This window comes from Sphingomonas sp. 77B (assembly GCF_056497825.1).
Genome location: NZ_JBWMBY010000001.1, coordinates 334,474 through 353,558, shown reverse-complemented (window position 1 = coordinate 353,558; position 19,085 = coordinate 334,474). Strand labels below are relative to the sequence as shown.

General features: G+C 66.4%; 17 protein-coding genes. 5 read left to right on the top strand and 12 right to left on the bottom strand.

Annotated elements, in window-relative coordinates; translation table 11 throughout:
* Positions 1-5: 5 nt before the first annotated feature.
* The gene (gene fmt, locus AC1GI4_RS01650; protein ID WP_479628312.1) at positions 6-911 is read left to right on the top strand and encodes a methionyl-tRNA formyltransferase; all 906 of its coding nucleotides are present in this window, start codon (positions 6-8) and stop codon (positions 909-911) included.
* Positions 908-1,657 carry a tRNA pseudouridine(38-40) synthase TruA gene (truA, locus tag AC1GI4_RS01645; RefSeq protein ID WP_479628311.1) on the top strand — a complete coding sequence of 250 codons (750 nt, stop codon included), beginning with the start codon at positions 908-910 and terminating at the stop codon, positions 1,655-1,657. Before fmt ends, truA begins: the two co-directional genes overlap by 4 nt.
* On the opposite strand, the gene AC1GI4_RS01640 is transcribed toward truA, so the two are convergent.
* From AC1GI4_RS01640 to dapA, 12 genes are all read right to left on the bottom strand, one after another.
* On the bottom strand, positions 1,639-2,835 hold the full coding sequence (locus AC1GI4_RS01640) for a class I SAM-dependent RNA methyltransferase (RefSeq protein ID WP_479628310.1): 1,197 nt from the start codon (positions 2,833-2,835) through the stop codon (positions 1,639-1,641). The genes truA and AC1GI4_RS01640 overlap by 19 nt on opposite strands.
* A gap of 4 nt (positions 2,836-2,839) precedes the next feature.
* Entirely contained in the window at positions 2,840-4,222 is a 1,383-nt protein-coding gene (locus AC1GI4_RS01635) for an NAD(P)H-hydrate dehydratase (protein WP_479628309.1), read from the bottom strand.
* Positions 4,219-4,605, bottom strand: a complete 387-nt coding sequence (locus AC1GI4_RS01630) for a hypothetical protein (protein WP_479628308.1) — start codon at positions 4,603-4,605, stop codon at positions 4,219-4,221. The genes AC1GI4_RS01635 and AC1GI4_RS01630 overlap by 4 nt, the downstream gene beginning before the upstream one ends.
* A complete protein-coding gene (gene ilvD / locus AC1GI4_RS01625) occupies positions 4,592-6,313 on the bottom strand; it encodes a dihydroxy-acid dehydratase (RefSeq protein WP_479628307.1) in 1,722 nt (573 codons plus the stop codon). Before ilvD ends, AC1GI4_RS01630 begins: the two co-directional genes overlap by 14 nt.
* An 88-nt stretch (positions 6,314-6,401) precedes the next feature.
* Positions 6,402-6,752, bottom strand: coding sequence for a response regulator (locus AC1GI4_RS01620; protein ID WP_479628306.1), 351 nt, complete (start codon positions 6,750-6,752; stop codon positions 6,402-6,404).
* 39 nt (positions 6,753-6,791) lie between these two features.
* Positions 6,792-9,212, bottom strand: a complete 2,421-nt coding sequence (locus AC1GI4_RS01615) for a hybrid sensor histidine kinase/response regulator (protein WP_479628305.1) — start codon at positions 9,210-9,212, stop codon at positions 6,792-6,794.
* A gap of 67 nt (positions 9,213-9,279) precedes the next feature.
* Positions 9,280-11,307 (bottom strand): M13 family metallopeptidase, encoded by a 2,028-nt coding sequence (locus AC1GI4_RS01610; protein WP_479628304.1) that lies wholly within the window; start codon positions 11,305-11,307, stop codon positions 9,280-9,282.
* Between the two features lie 61 nt (positions 11,308-11,368).
* A complete protein-coding gene (locus AC1GI4_RS01605; protein WP_479628303.1) occupies positions 11,369-13,426 on the bottom strand; it encodes a M13 family metallopeptidase in 2,058 nt (685 codons plus the stop codon).
* 95 nt (positions 13,427-13,521) lie between these two features.
* Entirely contained in the window at positions 13,522-14,097 is a 576-nt protein-coding gene (locus AC1GI4_RS01600) for a DUF2062 domain-containing protein (protein WP_479628302.1), read from the bottom strand.
* Entirely contained in the window at positions 14,097-14,576 is a 480-nt protein-coding gene (smpB, locus tag AC1GI4_RS01595) for an SsrA-binding protein SmpB (RefSeq protein WP_007403364.1), read from the bottom strand. The genes AC1GI4_RS01600 and smpB overlap by 1 nt, the downstream gene beginning before the upstream one ends.
* A gap of 79 nt (positions 14,577-14,655) precedes the next feature.
* Positions 14,656-14,982 carry a hypothetical protein gene (locus tag AC1GI4_RS01590; RefSeq protein WP_479628301.1) on the bottom strand — a complete coding sequence of 109 codons (327 nt, stop codon included), beginning with the start codon at positions 14,980-14,982 and terminating at the stop codon, positions 14,656-14,658.
* Between the two features lie 87 nt (positions 14,983-15,069).
* Positions 15,070-15,969 carry a 4-hydroxy-tetrahydrodipicolinate synthase gene (gene dapA / locus AC1GI4_RS01585; protein WP_479628300.1) on the bottom strand — a complete coding sequence of 300 codons (900 nt, stop codon included), beginning with the start codon at positions 15,967-15,969 and terminating at the stop codon, positions 15,070-15,072.
* Positions 15,970-16,049: 80 nt separating this feature from the next.
* Here dapA and AC1GI4_RS01580 point away from each other — a divergent pair, with 80 nt between their 5' ends.
* The 3 genes from AC1GI4_RS01580 to AC1GI4_RS01570 all read left to right on the top strand — a co-directional run bounded on the left by AC1GI4_RS01580 (position 16,050) and on the right by AC1GI4_RS01570 (position 19,065).
* Positions 16,050-18,059: a lytic transglycosylase domain-containing protein gene (locus AC1GI4_RS01580; protein ID WP_479628299.1), complete on the top strand. Its 2,010-nt coding sequence runs from the start codon at positions 16,050-16,052 to the stop codon at positions 18,057-18,059.
* A 30-nt stretch (positions 18,060-18,089) separates the two neighbouring features.
* A complete protein-coding gene (greB, locus tag AC1GI4_RS01575) occupies positions 18,090-18,572 on the top strand; it encodes a transcription elongation factor GreB (RefSeq protein ID WP_479628298.1) in 483 nt (160 codons plus the stop codon).
* Between the two features lie 112 nt (positions 18,573-18,684).
* On the top strand, positions 18,685-19,065 hold the full coding sequence (locus AC1GI4_RS01570; protein ID WP_479628297.1) for a DoxX family protein: 381 nt from the start codon (positions 18,685-18,687) through the stop codon (positions 19,063-19,065).
* Positions 19,066-19,085: the final 20 nt, after the last annotated feature.

The following is a 19,085-nucleotide window of genomic DNA, read 5'->3' as shown; positions in this document are numbered from 1 at the left end:
TTGCCATGCGGATCATCTTCATGGGTACGCCGGACTTTGCCGTCCCGGTTCTGCAAGCACTGGTCGAGGCCGGGCACCAGGTTGTCGCCAGCTATAGCCAGCCGCCGCGTCCCGGCGGGCGGCGGGGACGGCAACTGGTGCCATCGCCGGTGCAGCAGAAGGCGGAAGAAATGGGCATCGCGGTGATGACGCCGGTGTCGCTGCGCTCGGTCGAGGAGCAGGCGCGGTTCGCCGGGTTCGACGCCGATGTCGCGGTCGTGGCCGCCTATGGCCTGATCCTGCCGCAGGCGATCCTGGATGCGCCGCGTCTCGGATGCCTGAACGTGCACGGCTCACTGCTGCCGCGCTGGCGAGGGGCGGCGCCGATCCAGCGCGCGATCCTGGCGGGCGATGTCGTGACGGGCGTCGGCATCATGCAGATGGAGGCCGGGCTGGATACCGGGCCCGTCCGGCTGGAGGGTTCGACGCCGATCGGCCGCAAGACGACGGGTGAGTTGACCGAGGAGCTGGCGGCGATGGGCGCCAAGCTGATGGTGAAGGTCTTGGCCGACCCGGAACGCTATCCGGCGCGGTCGCAGCCTGCCGACGGTGTCACTTACGCGGCCAAGATCGACAAGGCCGAAACGCGGCTCGATTTCACCAAAAGCGCTATCGAGCTGGAGCGGCAGGTCCGCGCCTTTTACCCCGCCCCGGGTGCGTGGTTCGAATATCAAGGCGAGCGGATCAAGCTGCTCTCCGCCACGCTGGCCGACGGTCGGGGTTCGCCCGGCGAGGTGCTGGACGACCAATTGACGATCGCGTGCGGTGAAGGCGCGCTGCGCCCGATGACGGTCCAGCGCGCCGGGCGCGGCGTATCGAGCGCCGAAGATCTGTTGCGCGGCTTCGCCATTCCGGTGGGGACGCGGCTTTGACGCGATTTGCGCTGACCGTCGAGTTCGATGGGCGGCCCTTCATGGGCTGGCAGCGACAATCGCACGGCCCCAGCGTTCAACAGGCACTGGAGGATGCCGTCCACGCCGTCACCGGCGAACGAACCGCCGTGCATGCGGCGGGCCGAACCGATGCGGGGGTGCACGGGCTGGCGATGCGCGCCCATGTCGATATCGAAAAGCCTATCGCGCCCTTTCGCCTGATGGAGGCGCTCAATGCGCGGGTACGCCCGGCCCCCGTCGCGGTGCTGGATTGCGTCGAGGTCGCACCGGACTGGCATGCACGCTTTTCGTGCATCCGGCGATCCTATGAGTATCGCATCGTCAATCGCCGCGCGCCGCTGACTCAGGAAGCCGGACTGGCGTGGCAGGTGCCGCAGATGCTCGACGATGTCGCCATGGCCGACGCGGCCGCACGGCTGGTCGGGCGGCACGACTTTACGACCTTCCGTTCGGTCCATTGCCAGGCCGACAGTCCGGTGCGGACGCTGGACCTGCTATCGGTCGAGCGGAGCGGGGATAGACTGTTCATCCGGGCCGCAGCACGCTCGTTCCTGCATCATCAGGTACGCTCGATGGTCGGTTGCCTCGCCCTGGTCGGCATGGGTCGCTGGTCGCCCGACGATGTCGAGGCGGCGCTCAATGCCCGCGACCGCGCGCAGCTGGGGCTGAACGCGCCGTCGGACGGGCTGTTCTTTGTCCGGGCGGATTACCCGGACGAAGGCTGACGCGAGAAGCGCGCGGCCAGCTCGACATGGGTCGACCAGCGGAACTGGCCGACCGGCTGCACCCAATCGAGTTGCCACCCCTGATCGACCATCGCTTTGGCATCGCGTGCAAAGCTGGATGGGTTGCACGAGACATAGGCCACGGCCGCCACTTCGGCGCTGGCCAGCGCATCCGCCTGATCCCGCGCGCCGGCGCGCGGCGGATCGAGGACGATGGCGTCGAACCGATCCAGTTCCGCCTTGGTCAGCGGACGGCGATAGAGGTCGCGGTGCTCGGCGAAGACCATGCGCCCTGCGCCATTCGCTGCGCCCTTGAGCGACAATATCGCGTCGCGCGCGCCCTCGGCGGCATAGACCTTGCCCGGCAGCGCCAGCGCGAAGGTGCCGAGCCCGGCGAAGAGGTCAGCGGTGGTGCGGGGATTGCCGACTGCCTCGCGCACGGCGGCGACCAATGCAGCCTCACCATCCGCCGTCGCCTGTAGGAAGGCACCGGGCGGCAGGGGCACGCCAACATCGCCCAGGGTGATCGTCACGGGTTCAGGCTCCCAGCGCGTTTCCGCGCCCAAGCCGTCATCGACCGAAAAGCGCGCAACGCCGTGCCGCTGGCAAAATGCGATGATCGTTTCGGCCGCTTCCAACCCGTCGGGCGAAAAGCTGGTGACGAGGACGTCCGCCCCCTGATCCGCCAGCGCCAGATGCACATCGCCACGCCGCTTGAACCCAAGCCGCTGGAGCAGCGCACGAAGCGGCGCGACCAGTGCGAAGAGTGTCGGATGAAGGATATGGCATTCCGCCATGTCGACGATGGCGTGGCTCTTTTCCTCGGAAAAGCCGATCATGACCCGTCCGCCCTTCGCCTCGGCGTGCAACGTGGCGCGGCGGCGGCTATGCGAAGGCGAACAGTGCGGGGCGCGCAGCGGCGCGGTCAGGCCCTGCGCATCGAGTGCGGAGGCGATGCGGTCGGTAACGAATCCGGCATAGCTCTCGTCGTCCAGATGCTGGAGCTGGCATCCGCCGCAGCGCGGGAAGTGGCCGCAAGGGGGATTCTGGTGGTGCGGGCCCGGCGTGACGGTGCCGTCGGCCGACAGGGTATCGCCGGGTGCGGCAAAGGCGGCGTGGCGGCCGGTCGCGGTCACGCCGTCGCCTCGGGCGGCGACGCGGATGATGGTATCACTCATGCGATCAGCCTCTGACGGCGGAAAGCGCGTCTGCCAAGTCGTCCGCGATGAAAGCCTTGCCACAAGCCCGCGCGGCCTGCGCATGAAGCCAGACACCCGCCTCCGCAGCCGCCAGCGGTTCAAGCCCCGCCGCCAGCATGGCGCCGATCGCTCCGGCCAGCACATCGCCGGTGCCCGCCGTGGAGAGCCACGGGCTGGCTTCCGGGCAGAGGATCGCACGGCCATCGGGCGCGGCGATGACGGTATCGGCCCCCTTGTGCACGACAATCGCGCCGCTCCGATCGGCGGCGCGGCGGGTGGCGGTGAGCTTGTCGTCCGTCACTTCACCGAACAAATGGGTAAACTCCCCGCCATGCGGGGTCAGGATCTTGGGACCGTCATGCGCGGCCAGCGCCTCGACCTTCACCAGCCGGAGCGCGTCACCATCGATGACTAGCGGCCGTCCGCTGCCGAGCGCCGCTTCGAGCCGTGCCAACGCATCGTCATCCCGCCCCAGCCCAGGGCCGATCACGACCGCGCCGATGCGATCCTCGGCAAGCGCCTCGGCGGTATAGTCCCGGCGAACGATCGCATGCGGCGCGGCGGGGCCGTTCGCCCCACCCGATGCGAGGTGGAGCACATAGCCTGCCCCCGCCCGCAACGCTGCCAGCGCAGCCAGTTCGGATGCCCCGGACATACTGCCAGCGACGACCGCGACCATACCCCGGCTATATTTGTGCGATGTCGCATCGGGCTCGGGCAGGCTCGGTCGTTGCAGAACCTGCACCTGCGATCCGACGGCCACGCCAATGTCCAACAGGCGGACCTGTCCCATCAGGCTGGCCGCCGGTTGCAGCAGATGGGACGGTTTCACCGCACCCAGGGCCAAGGTGACGTCGAATCGCGGCACCTCGCCCAGCGCCTGACCCGTATCGGTCGCTACGCCCGTTGGAAAATCGACCGCGACCGTCAACCATGCGGCCGATTTAAGTCGGCTCAGCGCTTCCTGCACCATAGTGGCGGGCGGCCGTGAAAGGCCGGTGCCGAAGATGGCATCGACCACGACTGGCGCCGGGCCGACCTGATCCAATGTTTCGACAGGTCCGCCCCAGAGCGCGGCGGCCCGTCGGGCGCCGTCGCTGCGCGGGGCTTCGCTGGCCGCCACCCGCACGGGCAGGCCGCGCCGCTTGAGGAGCGCCGCCGCGATGTAACCGTCTCCGCCATTATTCCCCGGCCCGCACAAGACCAGTATCTCGCGACCAGCCGCCAGCCGGGCCACCGCTTGCGCAATGGCGGCCCCGGCGCAGTCCATCAACGTCGCCTCGCTCACGTCCCCGACCATCGCCGCCCGTTCCGCCGCCCGCATCTCGGCAGCGGTAAGGACAGGAAGTCCATCGATCGGGATCACGGCGTTCCCACCGTGGCAGGTAGTCGGTAGCGGTCGCCATCAATCGCCACCTCGATCTGCCGGTCTCCCGAGATCGTTACCGAAGCAGGCTGGGCCCCGTCGGCCGCTGCCACACCATGTCCGTCTTGCGTCACCTGAAGCCGCCGGAAACCGCCGTCAGGATGCCGCACGGTCAGAATCACCGCATCGCCAGCCCCCGACTGTTCCACCGTACAGTCGCGCGCAAAGGCCGACGCCTCCGCCAGCGCACAGTCGATCGCCAGGCCGGGCTTCTGCTCAGCGGCGGGACTGTTCTGCGCCGCCGCCTGCCGTTCTTCCGGCCCGCCCGAGCAGCCGGCCAGCGCCAAGGCACCGGCCAGCCACCACGGATCAGATATCCGCATAGACATGGCGCTCGGACTTGGCGCCGGGGTGCGTGACCGCGCCCTGATGCGCGGGGCCGACATTCTGGGCATAGCGCCACAACACACCGGCCTGATAATCGTTCACGCGCGGCGTCCAACGAGCACGGCGCTCTTCCAGTACGGCGGGTTCGACCAGCAGGTCGATCGTCCCTGCTTCGGCATCGATGCGGATCGTGTCGCCATTCTCGACCAGCGCGATCGGGCCACCATCGGCCGCCTCGGGGCCGACATGACCGATGCAGAAGCCGCGCGTACCGCCCGAGAAACGGCCATCGGTGATGAGTGCCACCTTCTCGCCCAACCCCTGGCCGTAAAGCGCCGCCGTGGTCGACAACATCTCGCGCATGCCCGGACCACCCTTCGGCCCTTCATAGCGGATGACGACGACCGTGCCCTCGGTGATGGCGCGTGCCTCCACGGCCGCGAACGCCTCTTCCTCGCAGTCGAAGACCTTGGCGGCCCCCTCGAACTGAAGGCGCTTCATGCCCGCGACCTTCACGATCGCGCCCTCCGGCGCCAGCGAACCGCGCAGGCCGACCACGCCGCCGGTCGGGCTGAGCGGGGTCTTCACGTCGTAGATGACCTTCTGGTCCGGGTTCCAGGTGACCTCGTCGATATTCTCGGCCAGCGTCTTGCCGGTCACGGTGATGCAGTCGCCGTGTAGGAACCCGCCCGCCAGCAGCGTCTTCATCAGCATATAGACGCCGCCCGACTCGTACATGTCCTTGGCGACATAACGACCGCCGGGCTTGAGATCGGCAATATAGGGCGTGGTCTTGAAGATTTCGGCCACGTCGAACAGGTCGAAGTCGATCCCCGCCTCGTTCGCCATGGCGGGCAAGTGAAGCCCGGCATTGGTCGAGCCGCCGGTCGCGGCCACGACGCGCGCGGCATTCTCGAACGCTTCGCGCGTGCAGATGTCGCGCGGACGGATGTTGCGGGCAATCAGCTCCATGACCTGCTCGCCCGCCGCCTCGGCGATGCCGTGACGGTCGAGGAAGGGGGCGGGCATCATGTTGCTGTTGGGCAGCGACAGGCCGATCGCCTCGCCGACGCAGGCCATCGTGTTGGCGGTGAACTGGCCGCCGCACGCGCCGTGTCCGGGACAGGCGACCTTTTCGAGCGCGATCAGATCATGGAGCGGGCAGTTGCCCGCCGCATGCTGGCCCACCGCCTCGAACACGTCGACCACGGTCACGTCGCGGTCCTGATGACGGCCGGGCAGGATCGAGCCGCCATAGACGAAGATCGACGGCACATTCAGGCGCAGCATCGACATCATCATGCCGGGCAGCGACTTGTCGCAACCGGCAAAGCCGACCAGCGCGTCATAGCAGTGGCCACGTACCGACAGCTCGACGGAATCGGCGATGACCTCGCGGCTCACCAATGAGGACTTCATACCCTGATGGCCCATCGCGATGCCGTCGGTCACGGTGATGGTGTTGAACCGGCGCGGCATGCCACCGCCGCGAATGACGCCCGCCTGCGCGGCATCGGCCTGCGCATCGAGCGTCGTGTTGCAAGGCGCCGAGTTGTTGCCCGCGCTCGCCAGCGCGACGAAGGGCTTGGCGATATCTTCTTCCTGAATGCCCATCGCGTAATAATAGCTGCGATGGGGTGCGCGCTCCGGGCCAACGGAAACGTGGCGGGACGGCAGGCGAGACTTATCGAATTGGCGTGTCATGGCGCAGGCCTATGTCGCCAGACCCGCCCCAGACGCAAGCAAATTTCGCAAGAGGCCCAAATTCCGAGCCCGATCAAGCGTCAGCGGGTCAGAGCGAACCCAAGGCTTTCGCCACACCGTCCATCGTGAACGGCTTTTGCAGACGCGGCCGATCGCGGAACCGCTCATCCACCGCGTCGTCCCCGCCGCCAGTGGCGAAGACGAAGGGTACACCGCGCTCCGCCAACGCTTCGGCGACGGGGGTGCTCTTCTGGCCGCCACGCAGGTTGACGTCGAGAATGGCGGCATCGATACCGCCCTCGGCCACCCGCGCCAGCGCGTCGTCCACGCTGTCCACGGTGCCCGCGACCTGTTTGTCGAGAACGTCCAGGAAGTCCTCGAGCATCATGGCGATCAGGGGTTCGTCCTCGACGATGAGGATCTGCACGGGCTCTGTCATCCCCATCGCCATAACATGCTTTGCGCCTCGCGCCAGCCGCTAGTTGTTATCGGACGCCGCCCCGCCCCCCTGGGTCAGCGCGGCCTGGGTCGCCTCGGCCAATTGCTGGACGGAGAAGGGCTTGGGCAGGAAGCCGACATTGGGCAAAGTGATCGACTTGCGCAGCTGCTCCTCGGCATAGCCCGACATGAACAGCACGGCGAGGTCGGGATAACGCTTGCGGACTAGTCCGACCATCGTCGGCCCGTCCATCGTCGGCATGACCACGTCGGAGATCAGGAGGTCGGGCTTGCCATGTTTGTCCAGCATTTCGAGCGCGGCCTCGCCATTCTCCGCCGAGATCACGGTATAGCCCTGCCGCGACAGCGCGCGCTCGGCCACGGCGCGGACCATATCCTCGTCCTCCACCAGCAAGATCGTACCGGAACCCCAGGGGGTCGAGACCTTGGCCGCTGGCTTGGTCGGGCTCGCCTTGGCGGGGGACACAGCGGGCGCGGCATGGACCGGCAGATAGATGGAGAATTTGGCGCCGCCGCCCGGGGCCGAGTCGGCGAAGATATAGCCGCCCGACTGTTTGATGATGCCATAGACGGTCGACAGGCCCAGCCCCGTGCCTTTGCCCAGCTCCTTGGTCGTGAAGAAGGGCTCGAAGATTTTGCCCAGGATTTCGGGCGGGATGCCGGTGCCGTTATCGCTCATGATGAGCGCGGTGTAATCGGCGGCAGGCAGGATATCGTTGTTGAGCGCGCGCGCATCGGCCATCGAGACGGCACGCGTCTGAATGGTCAGGATGCCGCCGCCCGCCGGTTCGTTCTCCAGGATCGCATCGCGCGCATTGACCGCCAAGTTGACGACCACCTGTTCCAGCTGCCCCGGATCGGCGCGAACCGGGCCGAGATTGCGGCCATGGCTGACGTCCAGTCGTACCCGCTCGCCGAGCAGCCGCTTGAGGAGGTTCGACACCTCCGACACGACATCGGGCAGTTGCAGGATTTGGGGGCGAAGCGTCTGCTGGCGGGAAAAGGCGAGCAGTTGACGCGTCAGGCTGGCCGCCCGGTTGGAGTTGGTGCGAATCTGCTGGATATCGTCATAATCGCTGTCGCCGGGCGAGTGGCGCATCAGCATCAGGTCGCAGTGACCGATGATTGCAGTCAGGATGTTATTGAAATCGTGCGCGACACCGCCCGCGAGCTGGCCCACCGCCTGCATCTTGGTCGCCTGCGCGACTTCGCGCTTCAGGCGGCTCTCCTCGGAATTGTCCTTCAGGCTGAGCAGCACCGCTGCCTCGCCCAGCCCGCGCGCACCTGCGATGGTCAGCGCGACCGGCTCTTCCGGGTGATCCTTCAGCCGCACCGCCATGTCGGCCGAATGGGTCGCCCCGCTGGCAAAGCGCCGGATCGCGTCGGCGACCGCCGCCTTGTCCTCGCGCACCACCAGATCGCCTGGATAGAGCGGCGGTGCGGTGCCGCTGACCCCGGCGGCGCGCATGAAGGCCGAGTTCATCTGGATAAAGCGTCCGTCGCGATCGACCAGCGCAATGCCGAAGGGCATCAGCGATACGAGGCCGCGTACATGGCTGCCTGCACTCGTGCCTGCGGGCGCGACCAGTTGTTCCTCCTCGTCGAGCAGGGCGACCAGCATCGGCGCGCCCTCACCCTCGACGAACGGGATTTGCAGGATACGCAGCGGCTTGCCGTCACCCTTGGCCAGTTCGGAGGAAAAGCGGACCTGCCCGCCCGGATCATGCGCCAGGAACGTCGCGAACTCTCGCCCGACGATCGAGATCATCTCGCCGCCCATCGCGCGGGCACACAGCACGCGGTTGGCGGCACGGACCCGGCCATCGGGGGCGATCAGGGCAGCCATGATACCCGCCGCCCCCAGCCGGTCGCCATGGATACCGCCGATCAACCGCTCGACCGTCTCGGCCAGATCCTGTTCCTCGGCGATCGCGAAGCGCCAGACCAGCAGGTCCGCCTCGTCACCGGCGCGCGTGACGAGCACCGACAACTCGGTCCCCATCACCGCGATCCGATCCGCCCGGCCGAGGCCGTCGCGCCAGGCATTGCGACCGGCCTGCGCCAGTGCCTCGACCGAGGTCGCGTCAAGCGGAACCCCCGGCGGGGTCGGCATCATCGGGAATAGCGAAGCATAGGCGTCGTTCGCGCAGACCAGACGCCCTGCCCTGTCCGTCACCGCGATCGCGTCCAGGCTGGCGTCCGCGACGACGCGCGCGAAATCCCAGTCGACGCTTCGCCGGGTCTGCTCGGCCTTGGGCGTCAAGATCCGCCAGACCAGGATCACGCCAAAAGCCAGCAGCGCGGTGGCAAGAAAACCCGCCGCGACGATCCAGCTACGGATCGCGAAGAATAGCAGAGCGCCCGCGCCCACCCCGCTGGCAATCGATACGGCGGCCGCCACGCGGGTGGGATGAAATCTTTCGAAGGACGCGGTCGCCATGAAAAAACTCATCATCCGGCCACCCGGCACGGGTCAAGCGCGATCCGTGCCGGGCGACGAATGAGATTTACCAGATCCGGACACGCTGTTCCGGCGTCAGATACAGCTTTTCGTCCGGCTTGGGCTTATATGCCGCATACCAGGGGTCTAGGTTGCGCACGACCCAGGCCCGCTGCTGCGACGGGGAATGCGGATCGGTCAGCAGGCGGTTACGCAGGTTCGCCTCGCGGTAATTGCGCCGCCACACCTGTGCCCAACCCAGATAAAAGCGCTGGTCGCCGGTGAAACCGTCGATCACCGGCGCGGTCTTGCCCTTCAGAGACGCGTGATAGGCGTCATAAGCGACGGACAGGCCCGCCAGATCGGCGACATTCTCACCCAGGGTCAGCGCGCCCTTCACATGCAGGCCGGGTAGCGGCTCATAGGCGTCATACTGCTTCACCAGGGCCGCCGTCCGCTCCTTGAACGCCTTGACGTCGCCGTCCGTCCACCAGTCGGTCAGCTGGCCCTTGGCGTCGAACTTCGACCCCTGGTCGTCGAAATGATGGCTCAGCTCGTGACCGATCACCGCACCGATACCACCATAATTGACCGCCGGATCGGCCTTGGGATCGAAGAACGGCGGTTGCAGGATCGCGGCGGGGAAGACGATCTCGACCATGCCGAAATTGGCATAGGCGTTGACCGTCATCGGCGTCATGCCCCATTCCCAGCGCTGGATCGGCTTGCCGAGATGGCCGATATTGTCCTCATGCCGCCACTGCGCGGCACGCAGTGCGTTGCCGAAGGCGTCGCCGCTGACGATCTTCAGGCCCGAATAATCCTTCCAGCGATCGGGATAGCCGATCTTTGGGGTGAAGGCGGCCAGCTTCACATGCGCCTTCGCCTTGGTTTCGGGCGCCATCCAGTCGAGCTGGTCGATGCGCTTGCCCATCGCGGCCAGCACGTTCTTCACCAGCGCGTCGGCCGCCAGCTTGGTCGCGGGAGGGAAATAGCGTGCGACATAGACCTTGCTCACCTCATCGGCGAGCGCGCTGCTGGTGAAGTCGACCGCACGCTTCCAGCGATCCTGCTGCTGCGGCGTGCCCGACAGGACGGTGCCGTAAAAGGCGAACTGTTCCTGGTCGAACTTGGCGGGCAGCACATCGGCGAACTCGTCGAGCGAGCGGGCGAGCAGCTGGTCCTTAAGTACCGCGATCGGCGTCGACTGGATCAGCGCGGCGATGCCCGTCACGGCCGTCGGTTGCGCCACGACCAGCGTGTCGACCGGCGTGCCGACGCCCTTCAGATAGGTCGCGAAGTCGAAGCCGGGTGCGGTCTTCGCCAGATCGGCGACGCTCATCTTGTTATAGGTCTTGGTCCGGTCGCGGCTGTCGATCCGGGTCCAGTGGACCTTGGCGATCTGCGTCTCGAATGCGACGACAGCTTGCGCGCGCGCCTCGGCATCCGCTTCGCCTGCCATGGTCAGCATCTTGGCCAGATGCGCCTGATAGGCGGCGCGCGCGGCCGCTAGCTTGGGATCGTCGCTCAGATAATAGTCGCGGTCGGGCATCCCCAGGCCGGACTGACGCAAGCCGACGGTGTAGAGATTGGGCTGGCGCGCATCCTGACCGACACCCGAGCCGAAGGGGATGCCCACGCCGTTGCGATCCGCCTCGGCCAACAAGGCGGCGTAGCCCGACTTGTCGTTCAGCCCCTTGATCCGGTTCAGCCAGGGCTGGATCGGCGCCAGCCCCTTGGCCTCGATCGTGGCGGTGTCGAGATAGGTCGCATAGGCGGTACCGATCTGGTTCCCCTGGCCCTTGGCCTGTTCCAGGATGGTGTGGGTGCGATCCCGCGACAGATCGGCGAGTTTGTCGAACGCGCCATAGCTGGACTTGTCCGCAGGGATGGCGGTGGTCTTTGCCCATTCGCCATTGGCAAAGCCATAGAAGTCGTCGCCGGGGCGCACGGACTTGTCCATGCCCTTTTCGTCGAAGCCGAAACGCCCATAGGTCGGGCCGTTGGCGGCGGCGGGGCGATCCTGCGCGTTCAGCGCCACGGTTCCCGTGATCGCGGTCGCGCCGAGCAGCGCGGCGATGGCCAAGCTCTTCATCATTCTCTCCAAAGCAAAAAAGGCCCCCCGGTCGGTGCCGGAGGGCCTGTCATTCGGTCGATTACCAGATGCGGACGCGCTGCTGCGGCGTCAGCGCCATCTTGTCGGTCGGCTTGACGCCGAACGCCGCATACCAGGGGTCGAGGTTGCGCACGGTCAGCACGCGCTCATGACCCGGCGAGTGCGGATCGGACAACAGCGCCTGACGCAGCGCCGGTTCACGCCACTTGGTCCGCCACACCTGAGCCCAGCCATAATAGAAACGCTGATCGCCGGTCGTGCCGTCGATGATCGGCGCGGGCTTGCCGCCCAGCGACTTGTGATAGGCATCGAGCGCGACGGTCAGACCCGCCAGATCGGCGATATTCTCGCCCAGCGTCAGGCCGCCCTGAATATGCTGGCCGGGCAGCGGCTCATAGCCGTCATACTGCTTCACCAGCGCGTCGGTGAAGGTCTTGAACCGGGCCACGTCCTGCGGCGTCCACCAGTCGGTCAGCTTGCCAGTGGCGTCATACTTGCGGCCTTGATCGTCGAAGTGATGGCTGATCTCATGCCCGATCACCGCGCCGATGCCGCCATAATTCACCGCCGGGTCCGCCTTCGGATCGAAGAAGGGCGGCTGAAGGATCGCCGCCGGGAACACGATCTCGTTCATCGGCGGGTTGGCATAGGCGTTGATCGTCATCGGCGTCATGAACCATTCGCCGCGATCGATCGGCTGGCCCAGCTTGTTGAGGTCGCGCTGGAACTCGAAGGCATTGGCGCGTGCGACGTTACCGACCAGATCGCCGCGCTGGATCTGCAGCGCGGAGTAATCCTTCCACTTGTCGGGATAGCCGATCTTGGGCGTGAACGCGGCGAGCTTGGCCAGCGCCTTCTGCTTGGTCTCGGGCGCCATCCATTCCAGGTTGCGCAGCCGGTCGCCCATCGCCGAGATCAGGTTCTTGACCAGCGCGTCGGCGGCGGCCTTCGATTCGGGCGGGAAATATTTGGCGACATATTGCTTGCCGACCTCTTCACCCAGACCCTCGGAGACCAGGCCGACGCCTCGCTTCCACCGCGCCTGCTGCTGCGGCGTGCCCGACAGGGTCGTGCCGTAGAAGGCGAAGTTGGTCTTGTCGAAGTCGCTCGACAGATAGCCCGCATAGCTGCGCAGGACCTTCAGCATCGCATAGTCCTGAAGGACGTTCAGCGGCGCTTCGCTATACAGCTTGGCTTCGCCGGTGATCGCGCTGGGCTGTGCGACCAGATAGGCGGGACGGCCTGCGACGCCCAGCGTCTGCATATATTGTGCCCAGGGGAAACCCGGTGCCTTGGCGGCAAAGTCGGCGGCCATCCACTTGTTATAGGTCTTGTCCGCGTCGCGGCTCTCGATGCGGGTCCAATGGACGCCCGCCAGCCCCTTTTCGAAGTTGAACACGGCCGCCGCCCGCGCCTCTGCATTGGGCTCGCCCGCCAGGGTCAGCATCCGGGCGAGATAGGCCTGGTACGCGGTGCGGATCGTCGCCAGCTTGGCGTCGTCCTTCAGATAATAGTCGCGGTCGGGCAGACCCAGGCCGCTCTGGCCGAAGTTCGGGATATAGGTGTCGGGCGCCTTGTCGTCCTGACCGATATAGACGCCGAAGGGCGCGCCGACGCCCTGACGCTGGAGCTTGGCCATTTCGATGGCCAGCGCGTCGCGGCTCTGGGTTCCCTTGATGGCGCTCAGCCACGGCTTGACCGGGGCCACACCCTTGGCGTTGACGGCGGCCTCGTCCATGAAGCTGGCGTAGAAGTCGCCCGCCTTGTTACCCGGCTGCTTGGTCGCCTCGTCTAGGATGGTGCGCGTCTGTTCCAGCGAGCGGTCCTGCAGGACGTGGAACATGCCATAGGACGAACGATCGGCGGGGATCGTCGTGTTCTTGTACCAGGTGCCGTTGGAATAATCGAAGAAATCGTCGCCCGGCTTCACTGCCGTGTCGCGACCCGCCATGTCGAAACCGAAATCGCCGATCTCGGGACCGTTCTTGGCATTGGGCTTGACCGGGCCGACGGCGGCCTTGTCGACGGGGTTGGTGTTCTGAGCCATGACGGGCGAAATGGCGGTCGTGAGAAGAGCGGCGATCAGCAGAGAGCGCATCTGAATTCCTGAAAAGGAGATGGATGCCGCTGTTGTAGCGAGCCGATACGCCCAGTCAAACCGTTAGAAAGTCACGTCAAAGCGCGATACCGCTATCAGATTGCCACGCTTTTCCGCCGGTTGCGCCATTTCCGCGCGATCCAGACGCGCCACCCAAGCGCCGAGGCGGCGTAACCGAATACGGCACATCCGCCAGTCAGCACGCACAGGCCAAGACCGAAAGCAGGCCCCTGCTCCCAAAGCCAGTGAAACGCGCTCAACGCCCATTGCAGCCAACCCGTCGCGGCCTCGGCGACCGGCTGGGTGTTGATCGGCGTTTCACTGCGCAGCAGGAAGGTGCCGATGCGATAGGCGATGACCCAGATGATCGGCGTGGTCAGCGGATTGGTGATGAAGGTCGTCAACGCCGCGACTGGCACATTAGCGCGGAAGGGCAGCGCGAAGACGGCGGCGATCGCGATCTGGGCGACCGGGAACAGGAACCCGGCCACCACGCCCAGCGCGACGCCGCGCGGCACCGATCGACGGGTGAAACGCCATAGCTCGGGCGCGAGCACCCGGTGTGCGACCGGCCGGAGCAGCCGGTTGCTTTCCATCGAATCGCGGGTCGGCATGTTGCGCCGGACCCATCGCAGCGTGCGGCCCCACATGGTGGGCACGGCCGCGGCCATCAGCCGCGATCGCGCAGGATACGGCCCTGCTCGCGCTTCCAATCGCGTTCCTTGATCGAATCGCGCTTGTCGTGCGCCTTTTTGCCCTTCGCCAATGCCAGCTCCACCTTCGCGCGACCGCGCGAGTTGAAATAGATCATCAGTGGCACCAGGGTCATACCTTCGCGCGCCACCGCGCCGTGGAGCTTGTTTATTTCGCGCTCATGAAGGAGCAATTTACGCGGGCGCTTGGCTTCGTGGTTAAATCGGTTGCCGTGGCTGAATTCGGGGACGTTTGAATTGACCAGCCACACCTCCTCGCCGCGGACCTCGGCATAGGACTCCGCAATCGATCCCTCGCCGAAGCGAAGCGACTTCACCTCGGTTCCGGTCAGGGCGATACCGGCCTCATAGGTCGTCTCGATGGCATAATCGAAGCGGGCGCGCCGGTTCTCGGCGACGATCTTCTTCTTGTCGAAGGTTTGGGGTTTCGGGCGCATGGACGGGCCGATGTAGGCGCTGAAGGCCGCCATGAAAAGCCGCAGATGACCGCGCCGTTCTGTTTCTGGAACGAGGCGTTCAGGGCTTGCGGCGACCGCCCAGCGGGATGGTCAGCCGGATCATGCCGCGCTTGCTGGGGCTACCACCGACATCGGCCTGTTCGGTTTCGGCCGACAGCGTGCCGACGCCGGCTATTTCCGTGCGCGCCTTGGGCAGGGTCATGGGCCTGGAATAGTCGGGAACGGTACCGATCCGATCTGCGTCGGACGAGCGGCCACAGACGACCACGTCACCCCCGCTATCGTCGGGTGGGCAGCGGCGCGCGGTGGGCGCTTTCCGGGGCAACGGCAAGACGGGCCCGGCCACTGCACCCGTCTGCAAGGCGATCATCACCAGTGCCCACATCGGCCGCGCTCCCTATGCCGCCCATCGTCAAGGCGGATGGTGGTCGGGGATTGCGGCCGAAGGAAGGCGCGGAAAAGAATGGCGGGGTCAGATCAATCCGGCATGAGCCAGCGCGGCGTCGACCTGCGCACGGGAAGCCTCGGACGGCCAGGTCATGGGCAGGCGCACGCCCTGCGGGAAGTGCGGCATGATACGGCTGAGCGCGTATTTGACCGGGCCGGGCGAGGCGTCGGTGAACATTGCCTCGTGCAGCGGGAAAAGACGGTCGTGCAGTTCCAGCGCGCGGGCCATGTCCCCGGCCGCGCAGGCCGCCTGGAACTCGGCGCACAGGCGCGGCGCGACATTGGCCGTCACCGAGATGCAGCCCACCCCGCCCATCGCGTTGAAGGCGAGCGCAAGGTCGTCATTGCCCGACAGCTGACAGAAGTCCGCACCCAGCGCGCCGCGATGATGCGACACGCGGGCGAGCACGCCGCTGGCATCCTTCACGCCGACGAAGACCTCGGGTGCCGCCTTGACGACGCGGATCAGCGTCGCAGGCTGGATGTCGGTGACGGTTCGACCGGGTACGTTATAGAGGACGATCGGCAGCGGCGCGTTCTTCGCCAACTCGGCGAAATGGAGTGCGATACCCTCCTGGCTCGGCCGGTTGTAATAGGGCGGCACCATCAGCGCGGCGTCGGCGCCCGCTTCCTGCGCCGCCTTCAGGTTTTCGATCGCAACGATCGTGTCGTTCGACCCCGCGCCCGCGATCACCGGCACCCGGCCGCGCGCCTGGTCGACGCAGACGCGCACGACATGGAAATGCTCGTCCTTCGGCATGGTCGCCGCTTCGCCGGTCGTGCCGCATGCGACCAGCGCCGTGGAGCCTTCGGAAATTTGCCATTCGACGAAATCCCGGAACTTCGCCTCGTCGAACGCTCCGCCGACATGACCGCCCTGATCGTCGAACGGCGTCACGAGCGCCGGTATGGACCCTGAAAACATGAGAGGAAATGCGCTCCTGCTGCGCCGAATGGGACAATTTGTTCAGGACATGTACGGGTAGAGTCCCTATTCTGTCCACCATGATGGCATTGACGAAGGCGGGGGCGCTCCTCGCGACATTGGCGGGATCGATGGTCGCCCCCGGCGGGCAGGACCAGCTCGACCGATATCGCACACAGATGGCGAATATGAGCCCCAACCAGGCGACGCAGGGCATGCCCGCGCCCGCCGATGGCGCGATCGCCGCGGCTCTGGCGCAGTGGCGCGCTTTGCAGCAGACCGATTCGCTGCCCTTCGAAAGCTATGCCGGGTTCCTGATGGCGCATCCCGGCTGGCCGGGCGAAACGGGCAATCGTCGCGCCGCCGAGAAGCAGGCCGCCAACTTCACCGCCGCGCCGTCGAGCATCGTCGCCTATTTCCGTCGCTTCCCGCCCCAGTCGGCGGCAGGTGGCGTCGCCTATGCCCGCGCCTTGCTGGCGACCGGGGCACCGGCGGACGCCGCGCAGGCGGCGCGAACCGCCTGGCGGCGCGGTGCGCTTTCCCCGAACGACGAAGCCCTGGTCATGTCCACCTTCGGCTCCGCGCTGACGCCCGAGGACCAGGACGCGCGGATGGATGCGCTGCTTTGGTCGGGGCAAACGAGCGCTGCCGCACGGCAGCTGAATTATACCAGCCCCGCACGGCGGCCGATCTTCGCGGCGCGGCTGGCCTTCCGCACCAGATCGGCGGACGCGCCCAGCCTGTCAGCCTCGACCGCCGAGCTCTATGCCAATGATGCGGGCTATGTCGCCGACCGCGCCAGCTGGCTGCGCGATACCGGCGACAGCCTGACCGCGCGGTCCTGGCTCGCGCGTTCACGACAGCTGACCACCCGGCCAGGCAATGTCGAGAAATTCTACGAGGCGCTGCTAGTCAATGCCCGCGCGGCGGCGAATGATGGCCAGCTTCAGACCGCCTATGACATCGCCCGACAGGTCGACGACGCCTATCCGGTCGGCACCGACGTCTCGACCAAGCCTTATGGCGAGCGCGACGACTATACCAGCCTGGTCTGGCTGGCCGGGCAGACCGCGATGAAGCTCGCCCGACCGGCCGATGCAATGACGCTGTTCGACCGCTATGGCCGGGGCAGCCAGTCGCCGCAGACGCGCGCCAAGGGCTTTTACTGGGCGGGCCGCGCGGCGGAGGCGGCGGGTCGCTCGAGCGATGCGGCGGCTTTCTATGGCCGGGCCGCGCAATATCGCGACCAGTTCTACGGCCAACTGGCGTTGGAGCGAACCGGCCGCCCGCTTGTCGCACCACCGGCGATCGCCGCGACCAACGTGGCCCCCACCGTCCGTGCCGCCTTCGACGCGCGCGAAACGGTGCGTGCGGCCAAGTTCCTGGGTCAGATCGGCCAGTGGCAGGACCAGACCGCCTTCGTCCGCCAGATCGCGGCGGATGCGGAGACCGAGAACGATCATCTGCTCGCCGCCGACCTTTCGCGCAGCATCAACCGCCCCGACCTGGCCGTGATGGTCGGACGCAGCGCGATGCAGAACGGGCTGACCGATTATTCGGCCGCCGGTTTCCCCACCGTTCCGGTGCCTACGGGCTATGAACAGAGCTGGACGATCATCCACGCCATCGCGCGCCAGGAAAGCCAATTCGACCGTGCCGCCGTCAGCCATGCGGGCGCGCGCGGCCTGATGCAGTTGATGCCCGCCACCGCCGCCGAGCAGTCGGGCAAGATCGGCCTGTCTTATTCGCCCGCCGCACTGACCACCGATCCCAACCTTTCGATCCAGCTGGGTGCCAGCTATTTCGAGAGGATCCGCAACAATTATGGCAGCTATCCGCTTGCGATTGCCGCCTATAATGCGGGCGGCGGCAATGTGAACAAGTGGTTGCGCGCCAATGGTGACCCGCGTACCGGCTCGGTCGATATCGTGGACTGGATCGAGGCCATCCCCTATTCCGAGACACGCAATTACGTGCAGCGGGTGCTGGAGAATGCGGTCGTCTATGACCTGATGAACCCAGCGCGCGCGACCAGCCGGGGACCGACGCCGCTCAGCTGGTATCTGGGCAAGTCGTCGCGGCCGGGTTGATCGCCGCAGCATAGGGAATAGAGGGGGGCGATGGATCGTCCCAACTATATCACCCCGGCGGGTTATGCCGCGCTTCGTCAGGAATATGAGGCGCTGTTCGCGGTCGAGCGGCCTAAGCTGGTCGACACCATCGCCTGGGCGGCGGGCAATGGCGATCGCTCGGAGAATGGCGACTATATCTATGGCCGCAAGCGGTTGCGCGAGATCGACCGGCGGCTGGGTTGGCTATCCAAGCGGATGAAGGCCGCCAAGGTCATCGACCCCGCCCGTCAGGAAGACCGCAGCAAAGTATGGTTCGGTGCCACCGTCACCATTGCCGACGAAGACGACAATGAACGCGTCTTAACGCTGGTCGGTGATGACGAAGCGGACGCGGGTCAGGGTCGGGTCGGCTGGAACGCGCCGCTCGTCCGGGCGCTGCGCGGGGCCTCAGTCGGCGATCTGCGGCGTGTAACGCTGCCAGCGGGCGAACGGGAATATGAGGTGATGGCCATCACCTATCCCAATCCGTAATCGCATTCGCAACGGTTCGTTTCGGAACCTGTTCTTGCCGTGGATCGCCCTGATGGCAGGATAGGGCGGAGGGATGGCGATCGTCGCGGTCCTCTGTCAACGAGTTTCCGCCATGCCCATTCCTGCCCGTTTCGCCGCCCCGCTCCTGTCGCTGTTCCGGGTGGTGTTCGGCCTCATGTTCGCGGCGCATGGCGTGTCGAAGTTCTTCGGCCTTCCGCCTTTCCCGATGCCCCTCAACCCTTTGCTGACGGCGGCGGGCGTGCTGGAGCTGGTCGGCGGCGCGCTGCTCCTGATCGGGCTGTTCACCCGGCCGGTGGCCTTCGTGCTGTCGGGGCAGATGGCCGTCGCCTATTTCATGGCCCATGCGCCGCAAGGGTTCCTGCCACTGGCCAATGGCGGCGAAGCGGCGATCCTCTATTGCTTTGCCTTCCTATACCTCGCCGCGGCCGGTGGGGGATCGATCGGGGTCGATGCAATGCGGCGTGGCGGCTGACCCGCCGCTTTGCTAAACCG

What these genes read in the sequence shown, in the direction of transcription:
- dapA (WP_479628300.1), bottom strand. Translation starts at nt 15,969, where the DNA reads ATGTTTTCAGGGTCCATACCGGCGCTCGTGACGCCGTTCGACGATCAG.
- AC1GI4_RS01610 (WP_479628304.1), bottom strand. Translation starts at nt 11,307, where the DNA reads ATGAAGAGCTTGGCCATCGCCGCGCTGCTCGGCGCGACCGCGATCACG.
- AC1GI4_RS01570 (WP_479628297.1), top strand. Translation starts at nt 18,685, where the DNA reads ATGCCCATTCCTGCCCGTTTCGCCGCCCCGCTCCTGTCGCTGTTCCGG.
- ilvD (WP_479628307.1), bottom strand. Translation starts at nt 6,313, where the DNA reads ATGACACGCCAATTCGATAAGTCTCGCCTGCCGTCCCGCCACGTTTCC.
- AC1GI4_RS01620 (WP_479628306.1), bottom strand. Translation starts at nt 6,752, where the DNA reads ATGACAGAGCCCGTGCAGATCCTCATCGTCGAGGACGAACCCCTGATC.
- AC1GI4_RS01605 (WP_479628303.1), bottom strand. Translation starts at nt 13,426, where the DNA reads ATGCGCTCTCTGCTGATCGCCGCTCTTCTCACGACCGCCATTTCGCCC.
- smpB (WP_007403364.1), bottom strand. Translation starts at nt 14,576, where the DNA reads ATGCGCCCGAAACCCCAAACCTTCGACAAGAAGAAGATCGTCGCCGAG.
- AC1GI4_RS01600 (WP_479628302.1), bottom strand. Translation starts at nt 14,097, where the DNA reads ATGGCCGCGGCCGTGCCCACCATGTGGGGCCGCACGCTGCGATGGGTC.
- fmt (WP_479628312.1), top strand. Translation starts at nt 6, where the DNA reads ATGCGGATCATCTTCATGGGTACGCCGGACTTTGCCGTCCCGGTTCTG.
- AC1GI4_RS01630 (WP_479628308.1), bottom strand. Translation starts at nt 4,605, where the DNA reads ATGCGGATATCTGATCCGTGGTGGCTGGCCGGTGCCTTGGCGCTGGCC.
- AC1GI4_RS01590 (WP_479628301.1), bottom strand. Translation starts at nt 14,982, where the DNA reads ATGTGGGCACTGGTGATGATCGCCTTGCAGACGGGTGCAGTGGCCGGG.
- AC1GI4_RS01580 (WP_479628299.1), top strand. Translation starts at nt 16,050, where the DNA reads ATGATGGCATTGACGAAGGCGGGGGCGCTCCTCGCGACATTGGCGGGA.
- AC1GI4_RS01640 (WP_479628310.1), bottom strand. Translation starts at nt 2,835, where the DNA reads ATGAGTGATACCATCATCCGCGTCGCCGCCCGAGGCGACGGCGTGACC.
- greB (WP_479628298.1), top strand. Translation starts at nt 18,090, where the DNA reads ATGGATCGTCCCAACTATATCACCCCGGCGGGTTATGCCGCGCTTCGT.
- AC1GI4_RS01615 (WP_479628305.1), bottom strand. Translation starts at nt 9,212, where the DNA reads ATGGCGACCGCGTCCTTCGAAAGATTTCATCCCACCCGCGTGGCGGCC.